This is a genomic window from Symmachiella macrocystis (assembly GCF_007860075.1).
Taxonomy (GTDB): Bacteria; Planctomycetota; Planctomycetia; order Planctomycetales; family Planctomycetaceae; genus Symmachiella; species Symmachiella macrocystis.
Map to the genome: position 1 here is coordinate 2,556,722 of NZ_SJPP01000001.1, position 25,514 is coordinate 2,582,235.

Consider the following 25,514-nt stretch of genomic DNA (forward strand, 5'->3'; position numbering starts at 1 on the left):
TCACGATAAAGCGATAAGCCTTAGTCACTTTATTTTGCGCCGTTTCTTGATTACGTTCGGACAACTGCACGTTTGCCGGAACTGAACGCGATTCCCTGATTCTCCATAGAAACTCTCCATGCTCCGCATCACCGACCAAGGTCTTCTGTCGCGCGAACCGGGACGTGGGGCGTATATGCCCTCCATCTCACAGTTGAGTGATGGTTCGCTGATTGCCTGTCAGCATATCGGGCAGGAGTTGGCGTCGGCCGATAATGACATTGAGGTCCTCACGACGCCCGATGATGGGCAGACGTGGCAGAATCAAGGCAGCATTCATGGCGGTCCGCCTGATGACGGCTGGGCGTATCGCGGGCCGTATATCTATGAGGTGCCCGATGGGCGGCTGGTGCTGACGGCGACGCGGTTTGAGACTACCGACTCTGCCCTGTTTGACGCCCAGACCGAAGCACTGCAGCGGCCGGAGATGTTGTTGTACTGGTCCGAAGATCGTGGCGCAACATGGTCCGCGCCGCAGGTGGTCCCCGTCGATTTGCCGCCGGAGAAATACACCTGGAACGGCGCCGGACAATTCCAGCAGTTGTCGGCGACACGGTGGATGTATCCGCTGGAAACGTGGAAGCCCGAGGGGTACGACGGCGCACCGGATCAAAAGGCGGCAGCGGTCTTTTCCGCCGATGGCGGAAAAACCTGGGGCGAGTTCACCCCGTTCGCCGACGACCCGACCGGCGCGTTGTTGTATTGGGATCAAATGAACACGCGGTTGCCGGATGGGCGGGTCTATGTGATGTTGTGGACGCATCGTTATGGGACCTCCGAAGACATCGCTAATCATTGGGTGATTTCCGAAGACGAGGGCCGCACTTGGTCTGCTCCGGTCGCTACGAATCTGCGGGGACAAGTCTGTTGCCCCATCGCACTGGCCGATGGCCGGGTGGCGGCGATTTATAATTATCGCCACGATCCGCAGGGGGTCCGCATCGCCGTGAGCGAGGACCTAACGAATTTCGACGTCGATCGCGGAACGGTTCTGTTCGATGCCGGCGCTGAAGCAACCTTAGGGACGACGGAGCACGAAAACTTTCTAGCGGAGCATATGTTGATCGGCTTTGGCAAACCGGGAGGCATCCGATTGGCGGACGACACGCTGCTGACGTGGTATTGGTGTACAGCGGGCGGAGTCACCCATACGCGCTGGGCGCGATTGGCCGTGGTATGACATTAGAATTCGCAGGACGCAGCGTCTTGGTCACCGGGGCTTCGCGGGGCATTGGCCGTGCGACGGCACTTGCACTTGCGCGACAGGGTGCGGACGTGGCCATTAACTTTTGGGCGGCCGATGATATCCAGCAACAAGAGGCTACCGATGTGGCAGCTGAAATAGAATCGTTAGGTCGGCGGGCATTGCTCTTAGAAGCGGACGTTAGCGACAAAGCGTCGGTGGATGAAATCGTGGCGCAAACAGTTGAGACGTTTGGCCGGCTGGATCATTTTGTTGCTTGTGCCTGTTACAGCGATCGACAGCGGATGTTGGCTGCTGAGATGGAGGGCTTTCAGCGGACAATTGATGTGACGATGTGGGGCGCGTTTCACGGTTTGCGGGCGGCCGCGGCGCAGATGGTTACGCAAGGGCAGGGGGGATCGATTGTGATTGTCAGTTCCCCACGGGCGTTCATGCCGCATCCCGGTTCGATGGCCTACAACATGGCCAAAGCGGCGGTGGATCAGATGATCCGCACGGCGGCGACGGAATTGACGTCCGAGCGAATTCGCGTGAACGGCATTCATCCTGGTTGGATTGATACACCGGGTGAGCGGAAGTTTCTTTCCGAAGCGGCGCTGGCGCGCCATGCGGCCGAATTACCTTGGGGCCGTTTGGGGACAGCAGACGAGGTCGCCCGTGCGATCCTGTTCATGTTGAGCGACGATGCGGATTACATGACGGGGAGTTTCATGAAAGTCGATGGCGGGATCAGTTTGCCGATGTGGGCGAAGAAAAACGGTTGAGTACTCACCTCCTAACACTTTGTCTCTCAAGGGGCTGTTCTCGTGCTTGGTGTGTGAACAACGGGCTTGCCGAATAATTTCGCTTGACGGAATTCAAGGAAAATGGCACACTCAAGCGGTCTCATGAAATCAGCCTGAAACTTCAATACGAGTTCAGCGCGTTCACGGTCGATTCCTGGTCCAAGGTTCGACGCATTTGTGACATCATGCCACAGGACTTCGTCTCGCGAAGCAATCTTCAAAGCGTCCATTCCTTGAATTGTTGTAATCCTGGTTCCCTTTCGGACATGACGACGGAAGAATTCACAGACATAAGCACACCGCTCCTCCGGCCCGGCGCTACTGTTCATGAGGATCGGGCACCAAACATTTGGATTCTCTAGCGGCGCGCTTGCTTGAATCCTCTCAAACGCCGTGTTGCGGTAGGCCTCAGGCGTCGATCTTCGGCCCAGCTCAGCGAATGCGTATTCAAGTTCGACATCAATCGGTTCTGTTGATTTCTGGTTTTGTGGTTCCCCGTTCTGGCAACCTACGGAAAGCACCGGAATTGCACACAGATTGACCAACAACAATACAGCTAAGCGACGAAACGGTTGGATGAACATCAGATACCCCTCGCGTTTGACTTACAGACGAGTGCTCGGAGAAGTGTCGGCATCCGTGGCACGTATTAAGAGCCATCATCGCTGGGAAATTGGCCGTAGGCAATGCGTAAAGGAACAAAACTCCTCACCCTCTCCGATTGCTTCTCAATCGCGGCCACCCGATTGTGCGGCCAAAGAATATATGAGCGGCAGCCAAACTCGGTTGCCTTCTCATCACAATTGGCTGATCATGCCATTGCACGGACAAGAAGCATCACGAGTTTAGCTGCCGCTTTAGAACGTCGAAAACCGGCTGGGTCAATCGCGATTTTCGACGGTTGGTTTTTTAGACGTTTTTCAACGTGGGTCTTCAGTCGTTTCAGAACTCTCTAACGCGTTCTGCGGAGACTGAGCTGCAAATTTCGAGAACCGGCCGACCACAGTTACTTTTTGGTGGTCGGGCGTTTGGTCGCAGTGCGTGTCCGGGTTCCGGATGCGGGCGTCGCTTTGGCGGGCTTATTGTCCGTCGAGGACGCGGCGGCTTGCTTGGCAGCCGGTGCGGAAGATTCCGGGGCATCGGTCCAGGAAGCAACGTTCCAGTGGCCGTGAGTTTCGGCGACCGTCTTGCCTAAGTCGGTCAGCAGTCCGCGGAACTTTTTGGTGGACATGCCGCGGTTGGCAACCACGCGTTGCAATACGAAGCGTCGGTTGCCGGGGATGAAGGAGAAGAATTTTCCGCCGCCCATTTTGTCGTTATCGTGCAGCAATCGCAGCAAGGCGACGCGGGGAATTTCGCGGGGCGAGCTGGGCAGTTCGTCGAGCCAAGCCATGATCCAGACCGTCTCACCGTCATTGCTGAGCACAGCTGACATGGACAGGACCCATGCTTCTTCGTGATTGGCTTGGAATTTGAAGTCGTAGCGTGTTTCGAGGGTCTTCGGTTTTAGTCCGAGTGCTTTGAGCAGATTTCCCAAGGACTCTTGCGTGAGCTGTCCGCTGGCGGGAGTATCGGCGGCTGCGAGCGGCTTTTGTCCGATCGCACAGAACAATGCCAAACAGGCCGTGAGGGCTACGAATTTGCTTACGTTGATCTTCATCGAGTAGATACTCCTTTAATCGTCTACGACGGTCGACGGGGGCGTGGAATGCGTTCCGGCTGGTGTTTGCATCCAGGTCGATGTTTCGGCCGGGCACCGCAGCGGGTCAAAATCGGGTGCGCATTCTCAGGTTGTCATCGCAGCGGCTCGATCAGTCATCGGCCGCACAACCATCATCGTCCAGACAATCGTTAGACCTTGGTCGAAAGTGCGCCAGTGCATTCCTTTTTTTAGGACGACACCCTGCAGGCGGATTAATCGGCAGTCGCTGCCCAGGTTACCCGAACTGCCTTACGGGGCGGGTGCTCCCTCATCCGGCCCTTCGGGCGCGTCGTTCAAAAATGGTTTCAACTTGTCCTCAGGAGGTTTGTTCAACTTGGACAAGTTGAGATTGACCGCTGCCCGAAGCCTCTTTCGCATCTCGCCGTCGTCCAGATCATCGACCATCGACTTTGAATCGGACGGAGCCAGGTGCTTGAGGAATTCTTGTAGCGATTCCTCAAATTTGCCTTGTTCGTTGAGCAACAGCACCTTGCCGGCATAGCCGAACGCTTGTTTTTCCGGTTCAGATGCCGGGGCTTCGATGAAGTCCTGAAAGATCGCCTCCGCTTCGGAGTACTTTGCTTCATCAAGATAGAGCAGCGCCAAACGTCGATTGGCGACATCGTGATAGTACAGTTCGTCCTCAAAGTTTTCGATCACCGCTTTCCAGGCAGTTTCCGACTTACCCAATTTGAGGGCATAGAAAACCTGTTCCTGGACGGTGTTTTGGAGAGGTACGTCAGGATCCGGGATGACTTCGTAGGTCTTCAGCGGGTCGGCTGGCAGGGCCAACCAGCCTGCGCCGAAACCGAGCAGAAACAGCGCCGCTGCTGCGTAGAGCAGTGGTTTCAGTTGGTTATGCAGCGGACGGTCGGGGAGTCGGACGAGCGATTGGACCGGTAGCGAGATTGTGGAGAGCGTCGAAGAGGGTTGCGGACCGACTTCAACGGTGGGCATCGCCGCCTCGCCCCGCAGTGGATGTTCGTTGTCCTGTTCCTCCACCACGCGTTTGAGATCTTTCAGCACCGCATTAGCCGTGCGATACCGGTCTGTCAGTTCCTTGGCCATCAATTTATGAACGATACGACACAGCAGTATGGGCAAGTCCGGCCGCGATTGCTCCAGTGGTGTGGCCTCGCCTTTGATGTGTTGCACCGCCACGCTCACGGCGGTTTCTCCGCGAAACGGCGGCGAACCGGCCAACATGTGATAGGCGGTCACGCCAAAGGAATAGAGATCACTTTGGTGGCCGACGTTGCTGCCGTTGACCTGTTCGGGACTCATGTACAGCGGCGTTCCCATGGTGATGCCGACTTGCGTCAGGTTCACCCGTTCGCCTTGCAGCGTCAATTGTGCCAGTCCGAAGTCGGCGACTTTGACCCGTCCTTTGGGGGTCACCATAATATTTTCGGGTTTGATGTCGCGATGCACGATTCCCGCTTGGGCTGACGCCGAAAGCGCCGACGCGACCTGTTTCATGATGTGCAGCGCCATCGGGAGATCGGGCGGCCCCTTGCGGACCAGATATTGCCGCAGATTGTAGCCTTGGACGTATTCCTGCGCGATATACTCGAAACCGTTTTCCGTGCCCACGGAGAAGACTTGAATGATATTCGGATGATTCAAGCCTGCTACGGCCAAGGCTTCGGTGCGAAATCGCTTGACGTGCGTTTCATCGGAGACCAAATCGGGGCGCAGGACTTTTAAGGCGACGTTCCGATTCAGCGAGGTCTGTTGGGCAAGGTAGACCTCCGCCATGCCGCCGCGGCCAATTCGCCTTAGGACGCGAAACTCCCCCAGCGTCTGCTCGGTCAGATCCTGGAATTGGCCACCCGCTCCGCCGTTTTGCGCAAAGACTCCTGTGTTGCTGAGATTCGGCAAGGCGCGCGTCGGCCCAACATCAGGCTCAGGTCGTTCTGACGGGTCATTGGGCTGCGGTGAGTCTGGCATAGATGAGACGGGTTTCGGGACACCAGTTCCTGGAACGTGAGAGGACAAGCGCTCACGTATCATACGCTTCCGCCCAGGTGGGGGCAATTCCTCGGTGTTTTGACCTGGTCGCAGCCCAATGGTTTTGAAAGTGCCGCAGGGTCAGTTACAGTGGGAGTGCCGTCGCGGAGTTCTGTTACAAACGGTTACAAAAGTCGCGGGCATGGATCTCCTTCCTACAATCTCCACCCGGAACTACCGCCACGATACAGTGTTCTAACGGGTTCCTACCGAGGTATTTGATCATGGCGCTTCGCTTGTTTGCCGTTGTTTGTTCTTGGCTACTTGTCGTTGGAATCACGACGACGGCTGCTGCTCAGGTATTGCCTGGGACGGAACCGTTGACGATTGCCGAGCCGTTGGACGAAGTAATGGTCGATGGGATTGATCGATTTGCTTTGCGTGCACTGGCTGATTCTGTCGCAGGGAGAGCGGCCCATTGGAATCGTGATTACAGTAGTGAAGCGGCGTATCTTAAAAGTGTCGCTAAAAACCGGGCTGGGTTTCGCACGATCATCGGTGCTGTCGATGAGCGGCCGCGGCCGCTTGGGATTGAGTTGATCGCCAGTACGACCGATGCGGCGGTTGTTGCCGAAACCGATACGTATCAAATTCTCGCCGTCCGCTGGCCGGCTCTGCGGGGAGTTTATGGCGAAGGCCTGCTCCTGCAACCGAAATCGAAACCGCTGGCCCGCGTGATCGCGCTGCCCGATGCTGATTGGACGCCGGAAATGTTCATCGGTCTAGCCAAAGGGGTCGACGTTCCCGCACGTTCGCCGCTGCAATTGGTCGCCAGCGGTTGCCAGGTGTTGATTCCCACGCTGATCAGCCGCGCGGATACGTTTTCCGGTAATCCCAACATCCGCATGACGAATCAAACGCACCGCGAATGGATTTATCGACAGGCGTTCGAAATGGGACGGCATGTGATCGGATATGAAGTTCAAAAAGTCATGGCGGCCGTCGATCAATTTGAGCGGATGAATGAAATGGAAAACGTCGATTTGCCGATCGGGGTGTTGGGGGTCGGCGAAGGGGGTTTGCTGGCGCTGCATAGCGGCGCCGCCGATACGCGGATCGATGCGGTGTTGGTGAGCGGATATTTCGAAGCCCGCGAAGAGGTGTGGCAGGAACCGATCTACCGCAACGTCTGGAGCCAATTGAGTGAATTCGGCGATGCGGAGTTGGCCGGGTTGATCGCGCCGCGTTCACTGACGATCGAAGCAGCGGCCGTCCCTGAAGTGGCCGGGCCGCCAGAACCGACGGCAGGCCGCAGCGGGGGAGCGGCGCCGGGAGCGATTGAAATCTGTACGCTCGCGCATGTCCGTAAAGAGGTCGACCGCGCCGCTGTGCAATACGACAAGCTGAACGCGACCGACAAGTTTTTCTTCACCAGCAGCCGTGAAGGGGATGGACCCTCGGGGACCCCCGCGGCACTTGCCCCGTTTCTGAATGGCTTGTCGATTGAAAAACTCAACCCACCCGCCGCGCCGGCAACGGCGGATCGACGGCGATTGTTTGATCCGCAAACCCGCCAGCAGCAACAAGTCGCGCAGCTCGTGGAGTTCACACAGGAATTATCGCGCCGCAGTTCCAGCGTACGTGACAAGTTTTGGTCCCAGGCCGATCGCAGTTCGATCGAGAGTTGGGAAAAGACCGCCGAATTTTACCGGCAGTATGTCTGGGACGAGTTGATCGGAAAAATCCCGCCGCCCGACATGCCGCTTCATCCACGGACGCGACAGATTTTCGATACCCCGGGATACACCGGTTACGAAGTCGTGCTGGATGTCTATCCCGATGTGATCGCTGCCGGGATTTTGCTGCTGCCTAAAAATCTCAAGGAGGGAGACAAACGGCCCGTTGTGGTTTGCCAACATGGCCTCGAAGGGGTGCCGATGGACACGATCACCCAGGAGGGCCGCGGATTTAAATATTACAGCGCCTATGCCCATGAACTGGCCAACCGCGGTTTCATCACGTACTCGCCGCAGAATCCCTATCGCGGTAAGGACCGGTTTCGCGTATTGCAGCGCAAGTCGAATCCGGTGAAGCGCTCGCTGTTTAGTTACATCCTACGGCAACACGAACGGACACTGGAATTTCTGGCCGGATTGCCGAACGTCGACCCGCAGCGGATTGGGTTTTATGGACTTTCGTACGGCGGAAAAACAGCCGTCCGCGTGCCGCCGCTGCTGCCGGGATATGCATTGTCGATCTGTTCAGCGGACTACGACGAATGGATTTTGAAAAATACCAGTGTCTCGGACCGCTACAGCTACATGTTCACCGGCGAGTACGAGATGTTTGAATGGAACATGGGGCACGTCGCCAACTATGCCGAACTGTCCAGTCTGATGGCGCCGCGTCCGTTTATGGTTGAACGAGGCCATTACGACGGCGTCGCCCCGGACGAATGGGTCGCCTGGGAATACGCCAAGGTCCGCCGGCACTATGCGGAGTTGGATATTCCGGAGAAGACCGAAATCGAATACTTCAAAGGCCCGCATTCGATAAACGGCGTAGGGACGTTCGAGTTCCTGCACCGGCATTTGGATTGGCCCAAGGATCGCAAGTAATCTCGTAGGTTGTGTTACTCAAAGCAAAACGCCGAGTGGTGCGACTCCTGGCATGCTTGGGTGCCACGGTCGTTGCCGATTTTGCGGCGGTAGTCCGCTGATGGTGAACTGTCTATGATGTTCGTCATCACCCCCCCCACCAAGGACAGATCGAGAGAAAGCCCCGCTGCAATGCCGTTGGAACTTGTCCGCGTAACCACAAACGACGAAATCTACCTCGACGGCGCCCTGGCGCTGCCCGAAGCTGGAGTCGAGTCTTCACTTCCTGTTGATGCGTTTCTGCTCTTGCACGGAACCGGGAGCAATTTTTATGCGCCGGGTGTGCTGGAATCATTCGCGGAGCAAGCGATTCAAGCCGGGGTGCCGGCTTTGCGGATGAATACGCGAGGGCATGATGCGATTTGTTCCAATCCCGGCCCCTTTGGGGCGCTGCGCGGTGGTGCTGCCTATGAATCGATTGCGGATTGCCGCAGTGATCTGCATGCGGGGATTAACGAACTGCTCCGGCGAGGTTACCGGCGGATTGCGCTGGTGGGGCACAGCATGGGGGGCGTGAAGGCGATTTATACGATGGCCCAAGCGACTCATCCGGCAGTGAGTCATGTGGTCACGCTCTCCGCGCCGCGGTTTCAGCATGCGGCGTATATGGCGCATCCGCAAGCGGAAAAATTCCGCAATGATTATGAAGCTGCCCGTGCATTTGTTGATGACGGCATGCCCGACCGGTTGATGTCGATCACGCTTCCGCTGCCCATGCTGATCACGGCACGTAATTTTCTGGAGAAATACGGGCCGGAGGATACCTACGACATCGTCAAGCATCTGCCGCAAGTCGGCCGTCCGGTCTTGCTGCTGGTGGGAACTGAGTCGATCACGCGCTCACCGGTCTTTAGCAATCAACCGGAAGAGGTCGGCGCGCTGTCGGAGGAATATCCGCAGATCGAATTCCAAACCGTTAAGGAAGCGAACACCAATTACACGGGGCTGTGGGACGTGCCCTTTGCTCGGGTGCGTGATTGGTTGTCGCGGGAATAACTGTCCACGTTCTTCCCGCACCCCCGGATTGTGCCGGGGGGCCGCCGTGGGTTTTACCCTTCGCAGGCCAGCACGGCTTGTTCGGTGCTGTCGAAAATCTCGAACAGCCGTTGCATCTTGATCAGGTCGAACAACACACGAACTTCGTCGGTGATGCCGCACAACTTCAAATCCCCACCGGTTTGAGCGACTTGTTGCAGGCAGGCGAGTAGTCCGCTCAATCCCGCACTGTCGACAAATGCAACACGGCTCAGATCCAAAATCGCCTGCGTCCGTCCATCGAGTTGCCGAAGAATGTCCTGCTTCACCGCAGCCGCGTTGCTGGCATCCATGTAATCTTGATTGACAGTCAAGACGGCCACGTCGATTCTCTTATCCCGCATAGTTTCCATCCGATTCAGGCTCCGTTGCGTTTCAGCGCTGTCGATTTTTGATTAACGTGGTAGACGAACGTTGCGCAGCGTCTTCGGCATGCACAACCTCGTCGAGAAACTCCTGCATGATGTACATCCCCAGGCCGCCCCGCGTGGTGGCGTCGACGTCTGGTTCGGCAACCTCAGCGATCTCGTCCGGCTCGAAGACGTCCCCATCGTGCGCGAACGCGATGCGAACCCGGTCGTCCAGGACCTCTCCGCTGACATCGATCCTGCGTCCGGTTTCGCCGCGATAAGCATGTCGCATGATGTTGCTGGCCGCTTCGGTTGCCGCCAATTGCACCGCTGTGGTGCTGGGCTCATCCAAGGCGTGACCATCCAACTCCCGGCAAACGTGCCGTACGAAGTCCCGCACGCGGGCCAATTCGCTCAAGTCGCTGGAGACGGCAAGCTTGGCATGAGCAACAAGAGGCTTTTCCGGTGCCCCATAGACGTTGGCGATCCGTCGCGAGGGTGTGGAACGTAATGTCATCAGTTCTCGGCCCTAATGCGAATTATGAAAAGAGGAAACGGGTTGCATTACCGGTCGGCAAAAGTTGTTGCCACTCAAGTCCCGACGCGGCAAAGCGCGCCTCGGAGTGTTTTGCAACCCGTATCGAGGATGACACAAGCAGCTAGAGTTACCTAATCGGCAACCGTGCCCCTGTCTCTCAAAACTACCTCATGGGAACTAGCGAGAGATTCAGAAAAGCTTTTCACGAGACCATTTCATCAATACAAGCCCGCAGGCCTAGCGTGACCCGACTAAGCGATACCACCGGTCGAGCCGGAGAGAAGCGGGGGTGGTGCAGAATACCCCCCGGCTCTGCCGGGCGGGGGGGCACGCCGTTTGATTGACCCATCCAACTAAAGCGAGCCGCTGCGGAAGATGCCGTAGATGAGCCACAGCCCCAAGAAGCTGGAGAGCAAGTAGACCGGCACGCTGATCCAAAAGTGGTCCGACCCGGTGCGGATGATGAGCGATGAGGCCACGATCAACGCAGCTAGCACCATGCCAATGACAACGCGGTTGCTGCTGCGATCGACCTCGGTGGTCAGCTGGTCAATGTCTTGGAATTCGATTTTAACACGCAGATCATCATGGCTGATTTTTTCTAGCGTCCGGCCGAGATTAACGGGCAAGTCATACAGCACGCTGCCCATCGCTTGTGTTTCATCGAAAAAGCGGGCAATCATGTTCCGCGGGTTATACCGTTCGCGGACAAGTCGTTGCACATACGGGGCCAGATGTTCGGCCATGTTGAAGTGGGAATCCAAATCGCGGCCGACTCCTTCTAAGGTGACCAGCGCGCGAATCAATAACATCATGTCCGCCGGAAAGCGAATTCCGTGAATCGCCAGCACGTTGACAAAATCGGTGAGCATGTTGCCAATATTGATGCGTTCCAAATCGACCCCGTAATAGGTCTCAACAAAATCGCGAACATCGCTTTGCAGTAGTTGATGGTCGATCTCGCGGAAGGGCACGCCGATATTGAGAACCATTTTGACCACTCCTCCGACATCTTGCCGGGCAACGGCCACCATCAGATCCAACAGTTGTTCCCGTTTGTCGTCGTCCAGCCGCCCGGTCATGCCGTAATCCAACAAGCAAATCACGCCGTCGGGCATGACACGAATGTTTCCCGGATGCGGATCGCCGTGAAACAGGCCCAGTTCAAAGACCTGTTTCATGAAGATCCGCGCGCCGTTGGCTGCGATGTCGATGGGTGAGATTCCCCGCGCCAGCATTTTCTCATGCGCGCTGACCGGCAGGCCATCGACGAAGTCCATTGTGAGTACGCTCTCGGTGGTGTAGTCCCAATGCACGCTCGGCACGAACAACGTAGCATCGTTGCGAAACAAACGGCGAAATTCATCCAACGTCCGCGCCTCGCGCATGAAATTGACTTCACGGCGAATGGTGCGGGCAAATTGGTTCACCAAACCGGTCGGGTCGAACACTTCGAATTCCGGCAGGTATTTTTCCGCTAGCGCCGCCAATTCCAGCAACAAGGACAGGTCACGTTCGATTTCGTCGACTACTCCCGGTCGGCGAATCTTGACCGCGACCGGTTTGCCGTTTTTCAATTTGGCGAGATGGACTTGTCCGAGAGACCCAGATGCGAGCGGCGTCCGTTGAAAATCATCGAAGGCCACGTCGACCGGGCAGCCGATATCGTCGGCGAACTGCTTAATGGCCCTTTCCGGTGAAAACGTGGGGACGCGTTCCTGAAGTTTCGTTAATTCAGCAATCACATCAGCCGGGAGCAAGTCGGGCCGGGTACTGCCGACTTGTCCGAACTTGATGAATGTCGGTCCCAACTCCTCAAGCGCACGGCGAAGGCGCTGCGCGCGTGTGGCAGGGGGTTCGACCGGTTGCCGGCGACGAAAGACAACCCGCCGCCACCATTGGAAGTACCGCATCAACCGTAGTCGTTCCACGACATCGGCAAAACCGTGGTTTAAGAGCACGGTTGCGATTTCACGGCTGCGCCCCAGATTACGCAGGAATCGGATGGGACGGGCTTCGAACAAAATGGCCCTCCAGTGAGCCGGGACGGAAGATCGTCGATGCTGCACATCGTTGTGCGACAGTTCGTCCCCCAATACGGATGCCGACCGTCGTGCGATGTCTTGCACCGGAGAGGAACAACCTTAGGATCGCCGTTCCTCGGCCGGACGGGTTGTTACTATCCGCTATTGGCGGCGGAGAATCAATCGGGCGACTCGGCAGCGCGGGCTGCAAGGCGGATCGCCGCCTACATCACGGTGAAATAGTTAGAACACGCAATGTCGATCGCTTCGGCGGTCATTTTCTTCGGCAACCCTTTATAAGTACAAAAGTTGCGGATCTGCAGCAACAAGTCGCGAGGATGGCAAGCCCGCATTTCGCGTTCGGTTTCGACGTAATGCGTTTGAATCAAGTAATCCACGACCCCTTTGTCGTATTGGAAGCCCTGCATCGGCGCCATCAATTCAAACAGTTGATGGAACATGTCCGGGCTGGGGTTTGTGGCTTCGATTTTGTAGGGAATCCGCCGCAGAAACGCTTCGTCCACTAGGTCCTTTGGCTCCAAGTTTGTGGAGAAAATAATCAATTGATCAAAGGGGACTTGGATCTTTTTGCCTGAGGGGAGATTCAAAAAGTCGTAGCGTTTTTCCAACGGAACGATCCAGCGGTTGAGTAACTCATCGGTCGACATCCGTTGCCGACCGAAGTCATCGATGACCAGCGTGCCGCAGTTACTTTTTAATTGAAGCGGGGCTTCGCACAATTTGTTGGCGGGATTCTGCCGAACTTCCAATTCTTCCATCGTCAATTCACCACCGACGACGACCGTGGGACGCACGATTTGCACCCAGCGGCGATCGTAGGAACTCATGGAGAGAATTCCCTCCGACTTGTTATCGTCGTCGACTTTTTCGTGGATGGCCGGGTCGTACAATCGAATGATGTCGCCATCGATTCCCAGCGTCCGGGGAATCCAAATCGTGGAGCCAAAACAGCCGGTGACACGTTCGGCGATACTAGTCTTTCCGTTACCAGGATATCCAAACAGAAACATCCCGCGTCCCGAGTTGATCGCCGGGCCGAGTTGGTCGAGCATCGCTTGTTCGATGATCAGATCCGAAAATGCTTCTTTGAGGTTTTCTTCAGTCGCCTCCTGCTTGGCGATGCTTTGGACTTCCATCGCAATCAGGTAGTCCTGCAACGGCACCATCGCGGAGCCGAAATAAGTGCATTCTTCGCTATACCGTCGAGCACGTTCGCGTCCGAGGTCGGTGAGCGTATATTCGTAGTCCCCCATCGTGGCCGAGTTCTTGAAAATCACAAGCTTGTCGGCCTTGAGGCTTTTCAAGAGCGGATCGATGATCTGAAACGGAACGCAGATGTGCGTGGCAACCGCGCGTCCGGCGGCGGCGCCGCGGGCCATCAGGTATTTTAGGACCAGTCGTTCGATCTCTTCGAAACCCAGTCCCGTATCCTCGATGGTTTCCGGTTCGGGTGGCGACCAGATGTCGCCTTCCTGATGATGTTCCGAACCCAACAGGGTATGCACCCGCTCGAACAGTTCGTTGAGTTGTTGGTGGTCGCGGGGCGATTCCTCGCCCTCGTTGTGTTCCGCTGAATCTTGTCCCTCGTCGTTGTCGGATTCGTCCTGCTCTGTCGCGTTGGTTTGCTCCAGGTCGGAAAAATCGAGGTCGTCAAAATTCGGAGTGCCCTCATCCTCCGCTGCGACGGAATCGTCTGCGGACGAGGTGTCCCGTTTCAGTTGCGAGAGGAACTGGGCAGGAGTCAATTTGTCGGAGCTGTCGGTCATGCTGTCTGAAATCTCAATCCAGGCGCCCTACTTCAGGGCTCGGGGGGAAGGCCAAGTTGAAAATACAATCACGACGTGGGAGGCGCGATCCCTCCCGAGTAGCGGTTCAAGCCCTATTTGCGCTCATGAACGTTACTCGAGTGAAGGGCACCAAAAACTAGACCCCACATGCCTCGGAGTCAAATTTTGCGAGGGCATCTCGTACAAGTTGCGGGAATTCAACGTTGCCAAATCGAAACGTGCCGACTATGCGGCCAATTTTGCGTTGCAACGCAACCAGCCGTCACAGCCGTGACGACCGATGACTTTGATCGAATCGGATCGCACAAGCGCCGCTTACGGCGCTGCGGACTTTGCCCCACTTGCCAGATGCCGCTCGAACCAATTCTTCGCCTTGGCGGCCACTTCGCCCTCGGCATCAAACCAGATGGAGATGTGTCCCAAGCGGGGCATCAGCACCAATTCGGCGTGATCCCGCCCCGCTTCATAAAGCCGCATCGAGTGATACGGCGGAACCAACCAATCGTCCTGCCCATGCATGATCAGCACTGGGGCCTCGGTCTTGCGGATCGCCGCAAGGGCGTCGGATAGATCGGGGTCGAATCCCCCCTGTTCGCCGGCGGCATCGACGGCTTCTTCGAACGTATCGTCCGAGACCCAGTCCTCGATGCCCGGCAGGACGGTCCGTGAATAGTCGGGCACCTCGTCTCGCATTTTGCTAAACGGCGCAACGGCCACCACGGCAGAAATCCGCGGGTCGCCGCCGGCCACATGGATCGACGTCGTCGCCCCATAAGAAATTCCGTACACGCCCAACCGGCCAACAACTAATTCGCGATCTTCTAGAGCATCGATCACTTGCGAGATGTCGCGCGATTCACGCGGTCCGTACGTCAACCATTTTCCGGTCGACGCCCCGTGCCCACGCAAATCAACGAGCACCGCGCGGTAACCTTCGTCGGCGAACATCTGCGCCGTGCCCAGCATCCAAATGCTGCGGTTCCAAATACCATGCAGCACAAGAATCGTCCCGCGCGGTTCGGCAAAGTTCTCTGGCTCAATCACTGAAACGGCAAGCTTGGCATCCGGCGGCCCGACCTCGACGCGAAACTGTTGATCAACTCCTAACAGTTTCCGTTCGGGAGGCGAAAGCATGTTTTTCGAGCCAAACGGATTGAACCGATTCGGGGCGCTGACCATGATCTCAGAAAGCAACGACGCGCATCCGGTGACCGGGAAAAACAGCATCGCTGTGAGGAGTCCTAAGAATCCGCGCCGCAATAGAGTTTCAAGACGAGCGCGCGGCATAACAGCACCTCGATGTTGCGAGATGAAATGGATGGACTGTCAGGGGATCGAGAGAGAAGCGAGCGCGTCTTTAACAGCGATGGACTCACCAGTCAATATTGATTCGGCAGTTGGCCGTCACCGGACCTCGTCCAGGCCCAATGTCTTCGTTGCTGGGACATCCTCGAACATCGAGCGGACGAGTTTCAGTACGCCCCGGACCATTTCATCCTCGACCTCCGGCGCCCAACCGACCGGTGAGGCGTATTGGGTGCGGATGACTTTCGCTTGATACGCATCGATCCGTACCAATTCGCGAGTGGGGATGTAGAGATTGTGTTCCCCCATATAGGCGAAGACCATCATTGGTAATCCAACGCGGCGCAATTGGTCTTTGATCCGCATGCCGATCGGCGCGCAGACCTCCCCCTGCATCGCCACAAATGCCATTGGTCCGATGCGAGCGACAATCACTTCTTCGTACTTGCAGGGAAATTCGCGCGGTGTTTCGTATTCGCGGATCAAAAACGCATCGTCAGTGCAAACTCGGTCGGTGGTCCGTTTGGGGAAGGGGATGTTTTCGTCATAATGATTCATCAACGCGCGAATCCAATTTGTCCCCCGATCAGGATGCGGGTAGGGCACGTAGCCGATATTCATGGGCACCCCCTCGGCCAGTTTTCGCGCTTCGTCTAAGGGGATGGGATCGGCCAACGGCAGCGAGATGACTTCCAGTTTGGCCTGGATTTCGCCAGTCACGTCTCGCATCTTACCTCGCGCGATCTTGAGTACCGCTGTCGCCAACTCTCCTCCCAATGCGCGGACCTGTTCTTTCGTCCCGAACATGATCACGCCCCGATCGGGAAACTGATTTCCGCCACAGGCATCGGCATACATTGCCAGCGCGCCGGGGAACGCCCGTTCGACATCGTCGATGGCATAGCCGGGATGCCCCACGTCGATCCGTGTCTGTGATGACTGCAGCGGATGCGTCGGATGATTGAACAACAGCGCGACCGGTTTGTCGTTGACGGTGACTTTGAGAAGTTGAATCTCATAATCGGTCGGCGCGTGGCCGACGCTCTGCACAAAGTGTCCCGGTCCCGATCCGACGGAGACTTGCGCCGGACCCTGTTCACCGGCAATCGCAGCTTCAATCAATCCAAAAATTTGATCCGCCAACTTCCGCCCGTACGCAAAGTTCTCCGGCACGATTTGAATCGGCGCTGCATGATTGTGGGTCGCCAACAAAATCAAATGCGCCGCATCAATCCCCAACTCATCGCGACAGCGTTTACGCAAAATGGGTGTCGCCACGTCCAAGCAATTGAGGTCATACGTCACAATCACCAACCGCTGCCGCCCATCGTTCAACACCAAGACCCGCGCATAGATGTCGTGATCCTTCCCGCTTGGCTTGCCCCCCATCACCAACGTCAACGGTTCATCAGGGGTAATCACAGCTTTTGCGGTGCCGGCGGTAAATGGCAGCGGTGCGGAATTGTCAGCCGCTTGCACGGGCATAGCGCGGGTGAAAAACGGAATGGCCAAGAATAGGCACGTTACGGCAAGTGTTGAGAGTCTTCTCATGCTATGTAGACCTTTCTCGGTTGCAGTCGAATAGGCCTTTATCGTACTGCCAACCCATTCGCAGCGGTAGCGCAGAATTGCATGTCGCCAAATCGGCGAACCCAACCGTAAAAACGGTGTCCCACTCAGCGATGTCTTTGCCAATGCAGGCTGCTGAAGCGGCCCGTATCTTTTGCGCGATCCTGGACAGAAAGAGGACGAAGGTCATGACACGCTCACACAGTACGTGAAGCGCCGGCAACGGTTGAAAATGGTTGCCGACGATTGCCGCGCGGATGGTCCGCGCAGCCACGTTGCCCCTCCATTTTTCAACCCAGGCCCGCATTATGTGCATTCATCACGGCCGTCGGAGTTCGAAGGTTTGGCTGGATCGCCTGATCCGCGAATCGGCCGACTGCAGCCCTCGTCATGCGCGAAACTATTGGCAGATCATTGACGCCGTACGCCGTTCGACCGATCTGTTGCGTCCAACTTCTGTATGGGGTTTTTCGACCCGGGAGCAAGCTGCGCGCGTTGTCACCGTCTGCGCGCGTATCGCGTTGCATAGTTACGTTTGGCATCCCGATCAATGGGAACAGTCGCCCGAACATTGGCGTCCGCCCAGTGGAAATGCGCACAAACAGTTGTCTTCGTTGGTGCACCACTTGTTTGATCGATATTTGGTCCCGTCATTTATGACCAACGTGTGGTGGGCCGAGGGCGAGGAGCGGTGGCCCCGGGAGCTGTATCTGCATCTCGCACGCGGCGCCGGCATTCGTAGCTTTCCATTGCCGTTTGATTTCCCGTTGACCAAACCGGTTGCGCGGTGGTTTGTGGAAGCGCCGGATGGCATGTCACCATTTCAAGCATTGCGTTGGTCGCAAGTCCGGGCACTCGGTGGTGACGACCGATTGGGTTGCCAAATTGTGAGACGTACGATCCTTGGTGTGCTACTTGAAGACGAGCCATTTTGGGAATCGGTACTGCGTTTTTTAATCCGGAACATGCCGATCAGCAACGACGAAATCACGACCATCATCTGGTTCATTCGTTGCCAACGTTTCGTACCGGGCGAGTACACTTGGGGTCCCGGCGGGGGCGAAGCGCCGTTGCAACCCAATTTTTCTGTACGTGGCCGGTCCTTGATGTCACTGAGGCGACATATGGCCAACTGGCGGGATGAGGTACGACCTAATTTACCACCACCAATCGAGACGAAATCGTGGGAACCAACGCCTATTGGTACCTTTGATTTTCGGGGTAACGACGCCGTATGGACGATCCGCGAATTGCTCACCGATCGGGAGTTACGGGTTGAGGGAGACAACATGCATCATTGCGTGGCAGATTACATTGAAGCATGCGCCACGCGAAAAACCTCAATCTGGTCAATGCGTGTCCTCCGCGGCGATGTACGGCGGCGGGTCATGACGATTGAAGTCGAGCCGGAATCCAAAACAATCTGGCAGGCCCAAGGGAAGCGAAATGCGCGCCCAAATTCCGCAGCTCAGGAGATTCTCCAGAAGTGGGCCGCACAGGAACAATTGATTTTATCTGAGTGCATGTAGCCCCATGCGGACGACCGGCTTTAGCCACGATCACTTTCCACCGCTGCCACCGTCTAACGCAACAATTGTTCGGCACGCGTTTCCTGCGGGGGGCGGATCTCTTTGACTAGCATGTCGATGATGTCGTCGACGGTGATCCCTTCGGTGTCGGCGTGGAAATTTGTCAGCAGGCGGTGCCGTAGGACGGGATGGGCGATGGCGCGGATGTCTTCGGTGGTGACGTGAAATCGGCCCGCTAACAACGCGCGGGCCTTACCTCCCAAAATCAAATATTGCCCCGCACGAGGACCGGCGCCCCACGAGGCGTATTCCTTGATGAACGCCGGTGCTTCGGTTTCGTCAGGCCGCGTCGCCCGCACCAAATTGCGAGCATAGACAAACACATGCTCCGCCACCGGCACTTGGCGGACGAGTGACTGCAGTTCCAAAATCTGTTCGCCGCTGAGCGCTTGAGCCAGCTTTGGCGTCTCGGCGCCAGTGGTTTGTTTGAGGATCAACAATTCCTCGTCGGCCGATGGGTAGTTGACGACGATGTTGAACATGAACCGATCGAGTTGCGCTTCGGGCAGTGGATAGGTCCCTTCCTGCTCGATCGGATTTTGCGTGGCCAACACAAAAAATGGATGCGGAAGTGGGTAGGTGTGCGAACCGGCCGTCACGTGCCGTTCCTGCATTGCTTCCAACAGCGCGGCTTGTGTCTTGGGCGGCGTCCGGTTGATCTCGTCGGCCAACAGCATGTTGGCAAAAATCGGACCTTCTAAAAATTGAAACGAATTGCGGCCTGTTTGCGGATCTTCTTGCAGAATGTCGGTGCCGGTGATATCCGAAGGCATTAAGTCGGGCGTGAACTGAATGCGGTGGTAAGTCAGTTCTAAAATCTCGGCGATCGTGCTGACCAACAAGGTCTTGGCCAATCCAGGCACGCCCACCAGCAAGCAATGCCCTTGGCAGAACATGGCAATCAAGATTTCCTCGACCGTCTGTTCCTGGCCGATGATCACCTTCCCAATCTCGGTCCGCATCCGCCCATAGGCGCCAGCCAGTTGCTCAAGGGCTTGTTCTTCTCCCCCATGCAACTCCGGGGGAGTCGGCGAATTCGTGGTGGCAGCGTCGGTCATGGTGATTCGGTACTTGCGGCATTGAGAAACGTCGCTGGCGCGTTGCACCAGCCTTCTCTCATCCTAGCCGAACCGGGCGGCCGAATGCAAAGACAGTTGGAAGTGAGGCCAAGTGGCGACCGATTCTATCATTCACCCGTGCCATTCGTGCGGCAACTGGGTATTATTCCTCGCGAGGAGAAAAACCAATATGGCTAATTTACGAGCGGCGCAAATGGGGCAGCCGGTTCAGTATTTGGTCTTCGACGTCGAAGCAATCGCCGATGGCGACTTGATAGCGAAGGTCCGGTATCCGGGTAAAGACTACACACCGGCCGAAGCGGTGCGGGCGTATCGTGATGAATTGATTGAACAGCGGGGCGACGGTAAGGATTTTATTCCGCCGACGTTCATGTTACCCATCTCGGTGGCTGTCGGAAAAATCAGCGGCGATTTTGAACTGATCGATTTGGTTGTACTGGACGCTCCCGCCTATCGACCGCATGTGATCACCAAATTGTTCTGGGACGGCTGGTCACATTACGGACGTCCCACATTTGTCACGTTCAATGGTCGGGGCTATGACATGCCGGTGATGGAATTGGCCGCCTATCGCTACGGGATCAGTCTTCCAACCTGGTACAACATCCATGAACGTTCCTTCGAACAGTCACGAAATCGCTACAATCTCGAGTCCCACTTCGATTTGATGGACTTTTTCACGAACTTCGGTGCGGGGCGGATGACCGGCGGGCTGAATTTGTTGGCCAACTTGATCGGAAAACCGGGAAAAACCGGCATCGACGGGTCGCAGGTTCAGGACATGTACGAAGCAGGCCGTGCCGACGAAATTAACGATTACTGCCGTTGCGACGTATTGGACACTTTTTTCGTCTTTTTGCGCAGCCAGGTGATGACCGGGGCACTCAAATTGGACCGTGAACAGGAGATCGTGGCGGCGACCAAGCAATGGCTTGGCGAACGATCGGCCGACAGCCCGGCTTATGCGCACTATTTAGAGCATTGGGGCGACTGGAAACCGGCCGAAGAACCGGGCTAGCCGCACATTACTGTACCTATGCCCAGCACCCTCCAGTGACTCGTCGAACATTGTTGCGGTGACCGGTCGGCGATAATGACTGGACGGGCAAAACTTTGGTTGCCCGGCGCTTACATTTTGCGGGAATTCGTGGTTATAATTGGGTAGTCCCATCCTAGGTTTCCTCGTCTTCACTCAGTCAGGAGCATCATGCCCAAATCGCTACGCGCGCATTTTCTGATGGCTGTGAAGGGATTGCGGGACCCGAATTTTTTCAAAACGGTCGTGTTGATGGTCGAGGATGGCGAAAACGGGTCGATGGGGCTGATCTTGAATCAACCGTCGAAAACCTCCGTGCAGGACGCCTTAACGGACCATTTTGATCTGTCGGGCATTAAGGACTTAGTCTACACCGGCGGGCCGGTCGAGCCATCGGCGCTGTTTATTTTACACAATGTGGGAGACGTGGATTACGACGAGCGACCGTTGCTTCCCGGATTGTATGTGGGCAGTACGGCCAACGCATTTCAGGATGTGGTGCAGCGGATTGCCGATGGCGATACAGACATCAAGTTTCGGATTTTTCGCGGGTGCGCGGGTTGGGCGCCCTTTCAACTACAGGGGGAATTGGCGCGCGGCGATTGGTTAACCGTACCAGCCACTGCCGAGCATGTGTTGCACGACAATCCTTATGATCTCTGGGAACAATTGGTTGAGATCGCCGGACGTCAATCGGGCGTTGTTCCCGCCAGCAACGGAAACCCCGAATTGAATTAGCGGTATCGCCGTCTGTTGAGCATCCGGCCGACGGCTGTTCCCCTAGGAAGCCCCCCGAGGATTCGTGCTCACGTAACCGAACACAACTTACAATTTTTAACAATGGACCCTGCAAGAATGCCGGTGCCACTTACGTGTGGTGGAATGGGGGCGACTCAGAGATTTGTGCTCTGTTAGGAACGCCGCCACACCCCGCTACCGTATCAAGACAACTGCTATCAACTGACGAAAGTTGCCCATGGAACCCATCGTTATTCGTGATCCAAACTCCGGCGCAGAAGCGAAAATTCTGGCTGAGTTTGGCTTCAATTGTTTTTCCTTCCAGGCTCCGGTCGACGGCGAACTGATTGAAGTGCTCGACGCGGAACCCGGTTTTTCCGCCGGTGGCGGGCGGGCCAGTGGAAACGGGATTCCCATTCTGTTCCCGTTTCCCAATCGAATCCGCGAAGGCCGCTATCGGTGGAACGATCAGGATTTTCAACTCACCGAACTCGATGGTGATGGAAATGCGATCCACGGTTTCGTGTTGGACCGCCCGTGGCGGGTCACATCGTCGGGCACCAATTTCGTCGTCGGTGAATTCCAATTGAGCGTTGATGCACCGGACCGCCTACCGCATTGGCCGACCGATTTCATTTTAGAACTTCGCTACGAAGTCGCCGGGTCGACATTGAGTTGCCTAATCACGATTACCAACCCCAGCCAGGATCCGCTTCCCTGGGGATTTGGCACGCACGCCTATTTTCGCATGCCACTGGCCGGCGACAGCGGAGCCACCGATTGCCTCGTCCAGGCTCCCGCAGCCGAGTCGTGGGAATTGATCAATTGCCTCCCCACAGGGAAAAAAGTCCCTGTGGATGAGCATGTCGACCTGCGCGATGGACGTCGCCTGGGGGATCGCCCCTTGGACGACGTACTCACCGGTGTTGAGCCGCAAAACGGTCACATTGAAACGTTGGCCATGGACGAAAAAGCGGGACTACAAATCTCACAAAAAACCGATTCGATTTTTCGCGAACTGGTTGTCTACACTCCGCCTACCGGACGCAGTGTTTGTCTGGAACCGTATACCTGTGTCACCGACGCGGTCAATCTCGAAGAAGCGGGGCATGACACCGGTTGGTTGGTCTTGCCGCCGGGCGAAAAGATTCAGACGTGGATCAACATCGAATTGGGACGCGTGTACGCTTAAGCGGCGCAGCGCGTGGGGGATTTCGGGGTAGTCATTCCTCACAATAACGGTCACGATAGTGAATGTCTCAGGGGGTGCGACGAAAACAGTCGCATCTCCCACCCAAGAGCTGCTCATACGATTTCCACTAGGACCTGTTACAAGGACCCTGGGTCATGAAGATGATCGACGGCCGCCTGCTCGCCGGACTATTGCTTTGCTCGCTGTGCGTGACCTGTGTTCCCACAGTCGCGCTGGCACAAGAGAGCCAGCCGACGGCCGATGCGCCGCTGCTCAACGAACTTCGCGAACGCTTGCTCAGGCTCGAACAGGAATTGAACGCGCTGAAAAAGAACCAACGTCCAAAAATTCCAGAAGACAAAAGCCAACAGCGCGTCGTGATGATGTTGGAGTCCTGCTATTTGGGGCGGTACTACAACCGCAGTGCCAATAGTCGGCACGCGCGGTTTTTTGTCGCCAAGCTGAATCTCGTCAATCTCACGCCCGAGGCGATCGAGATCCAGCGCGAGCAAATTGAACTGGTAGCGGACGGCACATCGATCAAGCTGGAGGAAATTCCCAAACAGCTGCTGAATCAATCGGTTCAGATCGACAATCAGTACCAGCAGTTGCGCAACAAGAAACCCTCGAAAAAGTTGAAGCTCTCCCCCGGTGGGATGCAAAGCACTTGGGTGGTCTTTGATAAACTGGACGACGGCACGCATGTTCCCGACATGACGCTCAAAGTCCAAATCAACGACAAGCCGGTTGAAATTGATGTCAATGCTTCGCAGAAAGAGGCGTTGGAAATGGAAATCGAGCGCATCGGTCCGCGGGGGTCGTTGGGATTGGCCACGATCAACGGCAAACTGAATACCATCAACATCGGCGGCATGATGGATGACCTGGATCAGCTTGCAACCCAGCAGGTGATACGCGTTGTCCTGCGGTGGTCCGAAGGGGCGGCGCAACCCGACCAGCAGGTGATGGCTTGGATCATTCAAAACGCGAGTTCGTTGGGCGCCAACGGCGCAACCAGCGAACAATTCCCGCCCATTCCCGCAACCATGCGTGAGTTCCATCTCAGCGACCTGCCTAAGAGCAATAACTCGCACAGTTCGCGGTATCGGTCAGGCCGTGGGACTACGCGTCGCGTGCATGATACGGCCGACGAAGCCGTGCAAGCGGCGCTCGCATCGGCCTATCAGTCGTTACCCCGCGACGAGATTTTAACGAACATCGAACAAGGCCATCTGCTCTCTCGAGTCGCCGCACTTGCCAGCGGCGGCGGCCGGTTGGGCGAAGACAAGTTGCCGATCATTCTGGAGTACGCCGATGCTCCAGAACCACAACTGCAACGCGCAGCACTGACAGCCCTGGGGCATTTCGGTGATTCGGCAGCGGTGGAGAAATTGGTGTTCTATGTAAAAAAGAACAACGAGCCGTTGGCCAGCGCTGCGATTGAGTCATTGGCCGGATCACGCTATTCCGCCGCGCATGACGCGCTGTTGACGATTTTAAAAAACGAGCCGCCTGCATCGCAAAAAAATATCGTGCGGATCTTGGCAGCGCATCCGCGGCCGATTTGGTCCGAAGCGATCTATGAATTTGTTAAAGATCCCCGCGACGGTTTAAACCAAGAGGCACTGCAAGCGCTAACACAAGTGGGACATCCCAAGTTGCTGGAGGTCCTCAAGGACGCGCTCTCAGCCGGAGACATGGCGTTTCGGAATAAAGCCTACACGATTCTGGCCGCGCGGACCGATCATGACAGCGAACAGATTGCTATCGAATACGCCCTCCAACTCCTGGGAGAGGAGACGATCGATCCCAATACCTTGAACGTCACGCTCAATTTGTTGAATCGCGTGAAAGACAAACGGGCCGCTCCGCTGCTGCTTAAGCATTTCTCCAAGCAGTCCAACAAACAAGCCATGATTCGTACGTTGACGATGATTGGGGATAAGGACGTTGCCGCGTTTTTTGTCGAACATTTTGAGGGAATGAAATCGCACGAAAAAGGTGAAGTCCTCAAAGCGCTGCTGACGCTACACGCCCCGGAATTTCGTGAACTCGCCACCTCGTCGTTGATCAACGAAAACCAATCCGTGGCGCAAGCCGCAGCACAGGTCTTGCAGCAGGATGGGAGCCCTGAATCGGTCGATGTGCTGACAGACGCCTTGAAAAAAACGGGCAACAACAGCACATTGAGCGCGGTTTGTAACGTCCTGGCACAACTGGCTACACCGCAGGCACGTACGGCGCTGGAAGAGGCGCGCGACGATGGTGATCCACAAAAACGCCGTTACGCCCGCAATGCCTTGCAACAGATTTATGAACGTTCCTCCGCGTATCAATTCCTCAGACAGGGGCACGAATTAGAAAAATCGAATAAACTCGACGAAGCGTTGGCTCAATTTGTCGAAGCCATTAAAGCCGATCCCAAAATGCCCGACGGTTACATTTTCCGCGGCAACTTAAATATTCGCAGAGGAAAATTCGCCGAGGCGCGGCCCGACTTTGACAAAGCTTTGGAGTTGGACCGCTGGAATTCTCAAGCGCTCACCGGCGCCTGTGTGGTGATGGTGATGGACGGCGACGATACGACAGCAGCGGTCAAACGGCTCGAAGAAAACCGCGCCCGTTACGACGACGAAGCCATCTTCTCCTACAACGCCGCCTGCGTTTACTCGCGCGCCGCCGAACATCTCAAGACACAGGAATCGACCGACGAGCGCAAGGCGAAAATTAAAGAATACACCGACAAAGCAATCGCCGACTTGCAAAAGTCCGTCAAACAAGGGTTCGGAGACCTCGGTTGGATGCGCGAAGACCCCGACTTAAAAACACTCCACGAAGTCCCCGAGTTCCGCAAAGTCGCCGGCATGGGTTCAGCAGAGCCGAAGACCGACAAGGACCCAGCTGAAGAATAGAT

Annotated in this window: 19 protein-coding genes; 9 read left to right on the forward strand and 10 right to left on the reverse strand. The window is 56.3% G+C overall.

Annotated elements, in window-relative coordinates; genetic code table 11:
• Positions 1 to 118 precede the first annotated feature (118 nt).
• A complete protein-coding gene (locus CA54_RS09895) occupies positions 119 to 1,219 on the forward strand; it encodes a sialidase family protein (protein ID WP_146370613.1) in 1,101 nt (366 codons plus the stop codon).
• The gene (locus CA54_RS09900) at positions 1,216 to 2,007 is read left to right on the forward strand and encodes an SDR family NAD(P)-dependent oxidoreductase (RefSeq protein WP_146370614.1); all 792 of its coding nucleotides are present in this window, start codon (positions 1,216 to 1,218) and stop codon (positions 2,005 to 2,007) included. Before CA54_RS09895 ends, CA54_RS09900 begins: the two co-directional genes overlap by 4 nt.
• A gap of 26 nt (positions 2,008 to 2,033) precedes the next feature.
• Here CA54_RS09900 and CA54_RS09905 read toward each other — a convergent pair whose 3' ends face one another.
• The 3 genes from CA54_RS09905 to CA54_RS09915 all read right to left on the reverse strand — a co-directional run bounded on the left by CA54_RS09905 (position 2,034) and on the right by CA54_RS09915 (position 5,680).
• Entirely contained in the window at positions 2,034 to 2,612 is a 579-nt protein-coding gene (locus CA54_RS09905; protein WP_146370615.1) for a hypothetical protein, read from the reverse strand.
• A 422-nt stretch (positions 2,613 to 3,034) separates the two neighbouring features.
• Positions 3,035 to 3,688 carry a type III secretion system chaperone gene (locus CA54_RS09910; protein WP_146370616.1) on the reverse strand — a complete coding sequence of 218 codons (654 nt, stop codon included), beginning with the start codon at positions 3,686 to 3,688 and terminating at the stop codon, positions 3,035 to 3,037.
• 291 nt (positions 3,689 to 3,979) lie between these two features.
• Entirely contained in the window at positions 3,980 to 5,680 is a 1,701-nt protein-coding gene (locus CA54_RS09915; protein ID WP_197532344.1) for a serine/threonine-protein kinase, read from the reverse strand.
• Between the two features lie 284 nt (positions 5,681 to 5,964).
• On the opposite strand from CA54_RS09915, the gene CA54_RS09920 reads away from it, so the two are divergent.
• Positions 5,965 to 8,298, forward strand: coding sequence for an alpha/beta hydrolase family protein (locus CA54_RS09920; RefSeq protein ID WP_146370618.1), 2,334 nt, complete (start codon positions 5,965 to 5,967; stop codon positions 8,296 to 8,298).
• Positions 8,299 to 8,412: 114 nt separating this feature from the next.
• On the forward strand, positions 8,413 to 9,333 hold the full coding sequence (locus CA54_RS09925; protein WP_146370619.1) for an alpha/beta hydrolase: 921 nt from the start codon (positions 8,413 to 8,415) through the stop codon (positions 9,331 to 9,333).
• Between the two features lie 53 nt (positions 9,334 to 9,386).
• On the opposite strand, the gene CA54_RS09930 is transcribed toward CA54_RS09925, so the two are convergent.
• The 6 genes from CA54_RS09930 to CA54_RS09955 form a co-directional block, all read right to left on the reverse strand.
• Positions 9,387 to 9,716, reverse strand: coding sequence for an STAS domain-containing protein (locus CA54_RS09930; RefSeq protein WP_197532345.1), 330 nt, complete (start codon positions 9,714 to 9,716; stop codon positions 9,387 to 9,389).
• A gap of 31 nt (positions 9,717 to 9,747) precedes the next feature.
• Positions 9,748 to 10,239, reverse strand: a complete 492-nt coding sequence (locus CA54_RS09935) for an ATP-binding protein (RefSeq protein WP_146370621.1) — start codon at positions 10,237 to 10,239, stop codon at positions 9,748 to 9,750.
• Positions 10,240 to 10,613: 374 nt separating this feature from the next.
• Positions 10,614 to 12,389, reverse strand: coding sequence for an ABC1 kinase family protein (locus tag CA54_RS09940; RefSeq protein WP_231963022.1), 1,776 nt, complete (start codon positions 12,387 to 12,389; stop codon positions 10,614 to 10,616).
• 119 nt (positions 12,390 to 12,508) lie between these two features.
• Entirely contained in the window at positions 12,509 to 14,071 is a 1,563-nt protein-coding gene (locus CA54_RS09945) for an AAA family ATPase (protein ID WP_146370622.1), read from the reverse strand.
• 336 nt (positions 14,072 to 14,407) lie between these two features.
• Positions 14,408 to 15,379: an alpha/beta hydrolase gene (locus CA54_RS09950; protein ID WP_146370623.1), complete on the reverse strand. Its 972-nt coding sequence runs from the start codon at positions 15,377 to 15,379 to the stop codon at positions 14,408 to 14,410.
• Between the two features lie 117 nt (positions 15,380 to 15,496).
• On the reverse strand, positions 15,497 to 16,948 hold the full coding sequence (locus CA54_RS09955) for a hypothetical protein (RefSeq protein ID WP_146370624.1): 1,452 nt from the start codon (positions 16,946 to 16,948) through the stop codon (positions 15,497 to 15,499).
• Between the two features lie 254 nt (positions 16,949 to 17,202).
• On the opposite strand from CA54_RS09955, the gene CA54_RS09960 reads away from it, so the two are divergent.
• Positions 17,203 to 18,495, forward strand: coding sequence for a PcfJ domain-containing protein (locus CA54_RS09960; protein WP_146370625.1), 1,293 nt, complete (start codon positions 17,203 to 17,205; stop codon positions 18,493 to 18,495).
• Between the two features lie 53 nt (positions 18,496 to 18,548).
• On the opposite strand, the gene CA54_RS09965 is transcribed toward CA54_RS09960, so the two are convergent.
• Complete coding sequence (locus CA54_RS09965; RefSeq protein ID WP_146370626.1) at positions 18,549 to 19,613, reverse strand: AAA family ATPase; 1,065 nt, start codon at positions 19,611 to 19,613, stop codon at positions 18,549 to 18,551.
• A 190-nt stretch (positions 19,614 to 19,803) separates the two neighbouring features.
• On the opposite strand from CA54_RS09965, the gene CA54_RS09970 reads away from it, so the two are divergent.
• From CA54_RS09970 to CA54_RS09985, 4 genes are all read left to right on the forward strand, one after another.
• Entirely contained in the window at positions 19,804 to 20,652 is an 849-nt protein-coding gene (locus CA54_RS09970) for a 3'-5' exonuclease (protein ID WP_146370627.1), read from the forward strand.
• A gap of 189 nt (positions 20,653 to 20,841) precedes the next feature.
• Positions 20,842 to 21,408, forward strand: a complete 567-nt coding sequence (locus CA54_RS09975) for a YqgE/AlgH family protein (protein ID WP_146370628.1) — start codon at positions 20,842 to 20,844, stop codon at positions 21,406 to 21,408.
• Positions 21,409 to 21,646: 238 nt separating this feature from the next.
• Positions 21,647 to 22,600: an aldose 1-epimerase gene (locus tag CA54_RS09980; protein ID WP_146370629.1), complete on the forward strand. Its 954-nt coding sequence runs from the start codon at positions 21,647 to 21,649 to the stop codon at positions 22,598 to 22,600.
• Between the two features lie 155 nt (positions 22,601 to 22,755).
• The gene (locus CA54_RS09985; protein ID WP_146370630.1) at positions 22,756 to 25,512 is read left to right on the forward strand and encodes a HEAT repeat domain-containing protein; all 2,757 of its coding nucleotides are present in this window, start codon (positions 22,756 to 22,758) and stop codon (positions 25,510 to 25,512) included.
• The last annotated feature ends 2 nt before the right edge of the window (positions 25,513 to 25,514 follow it).

Bases quoted from the DNA above. Each gene is read 5' to 3' on its own strand.
- CA54_RS09895 (WP_146370613.1), top strand. From the start codon at position 119: ATGCTCCGCATCACCGACCAAGGTCTTCTGTCGCGCGAACCGGGACGT.
- CA54_RS09900 (WP_146370614.1), top strand. From the start codon at position 1,216: ATGACATTAGAATTCGCAGGACGCAGCGTCTTGGTCACCGGGGCTTCG.
- CA54_RS09905 (WP_146370615.1), bottom strand. From the start codon at position 2,612: ATGTTCATCCAACCGTTTCGTCGCTTAGCTGTATTGTTGTTGGTCAAT.
- CA54_RS09910 (WP_146370616.1), bottom strand. From the start codon at position 3,688: ATGAAGATCAACGTAAGCAAATTCGTAGCCCTCACGGCCTGTTTGGCA.
- CA54_RS09915 (WP_197532344.1), bottom strand. From the start codon at position 5,680: ATGCCAGACTCACCGCAGCCCAATGACCCGTCAGAACGACCTGAGCCT.
- CA54_RS09920 (WP_146370618.1), top strand. From the start codon at position 5,965: ATGGCGCTTCGCTTGTTTGCCGTTGTTTGTTCTTGGCTACTTGTCGTT.
- CA54_RS09925 (WP_146370619.1), top strand. From the start codon at position 8,413: ATGATGTTCGTCATCACCCCCCCCACCAAGGACAGATCGAGAGAAAGC.
- CA54_RS09930 (WP_197532345.1), bottom strand. From the start codon at position 9,716: ATGCGGGATAAGAGAATCGACGTGGCCGTCTTGACTGTCAATCAAGAT.
- CA54_RS09935 (WP_146370621.1), bottom strand. From the start codon at position 10,239: ATGACATTACGTTCCACACCCTCGCGACGGATCGCCAACGTCTATGGG.
- CA54_RS09945 (WP_146370622.1), bottom strand. From the start codon at position 14,071: ATGACCGACAGCTCCGACAAATTGACTCCTGCCCAGTTCCTCTCGCAA.
- CA54_RS09950 (WP_146370623.1), bottom strand. From the start codon at position 15,379: ATGCCGCGCGCTCGTCTTGAAACTCTATTGCGGCGCGGATTCTTAGGA.
- CA54_RS09955 (WP_146370624.1), bottom strand. From the start codon at position 16,948: ATGAGAAGACTCTCAACACTTGCCGTAACGTGCCTATTCTTGGCCATT.
- CA54_RS09965 (WP_146370626.1), bottom strand. From the start codon at position 19,613: ATGACCGACGCTGCCACCACGAATTCGCCGACTCCCCCGGAGTTGCAT.
- CA54_RS09970 (WP_146370627.1), top strand. From the start codon at position 19,804: ATGGCTAATTTACGAGCGGCGCAAATGGGGCAGCCGGTTCAGTATTTG.
- CA54_RS09975 (WP_146370628.1), top strand. From the start codon at position 20,842: ATGCCCAAATCGCTACGCGCGCATTTTCTGATGGCTGTGAAGGGATTG.
- CA54_RS09980 (WP_146370629.1), top strand. From the start codon at position 21,647: ATGGAACCCATCGTTATTCGTGATCCAAACTCCGGCGCAGAAGCGAAA.
- CA54_RS09985 (WP_146370630.1), top strand. From the start codon at position 22,756: ATGAAGATGATCGACGGCCGCCTGCTCGCCGGACTATTGCTTTGCTCG.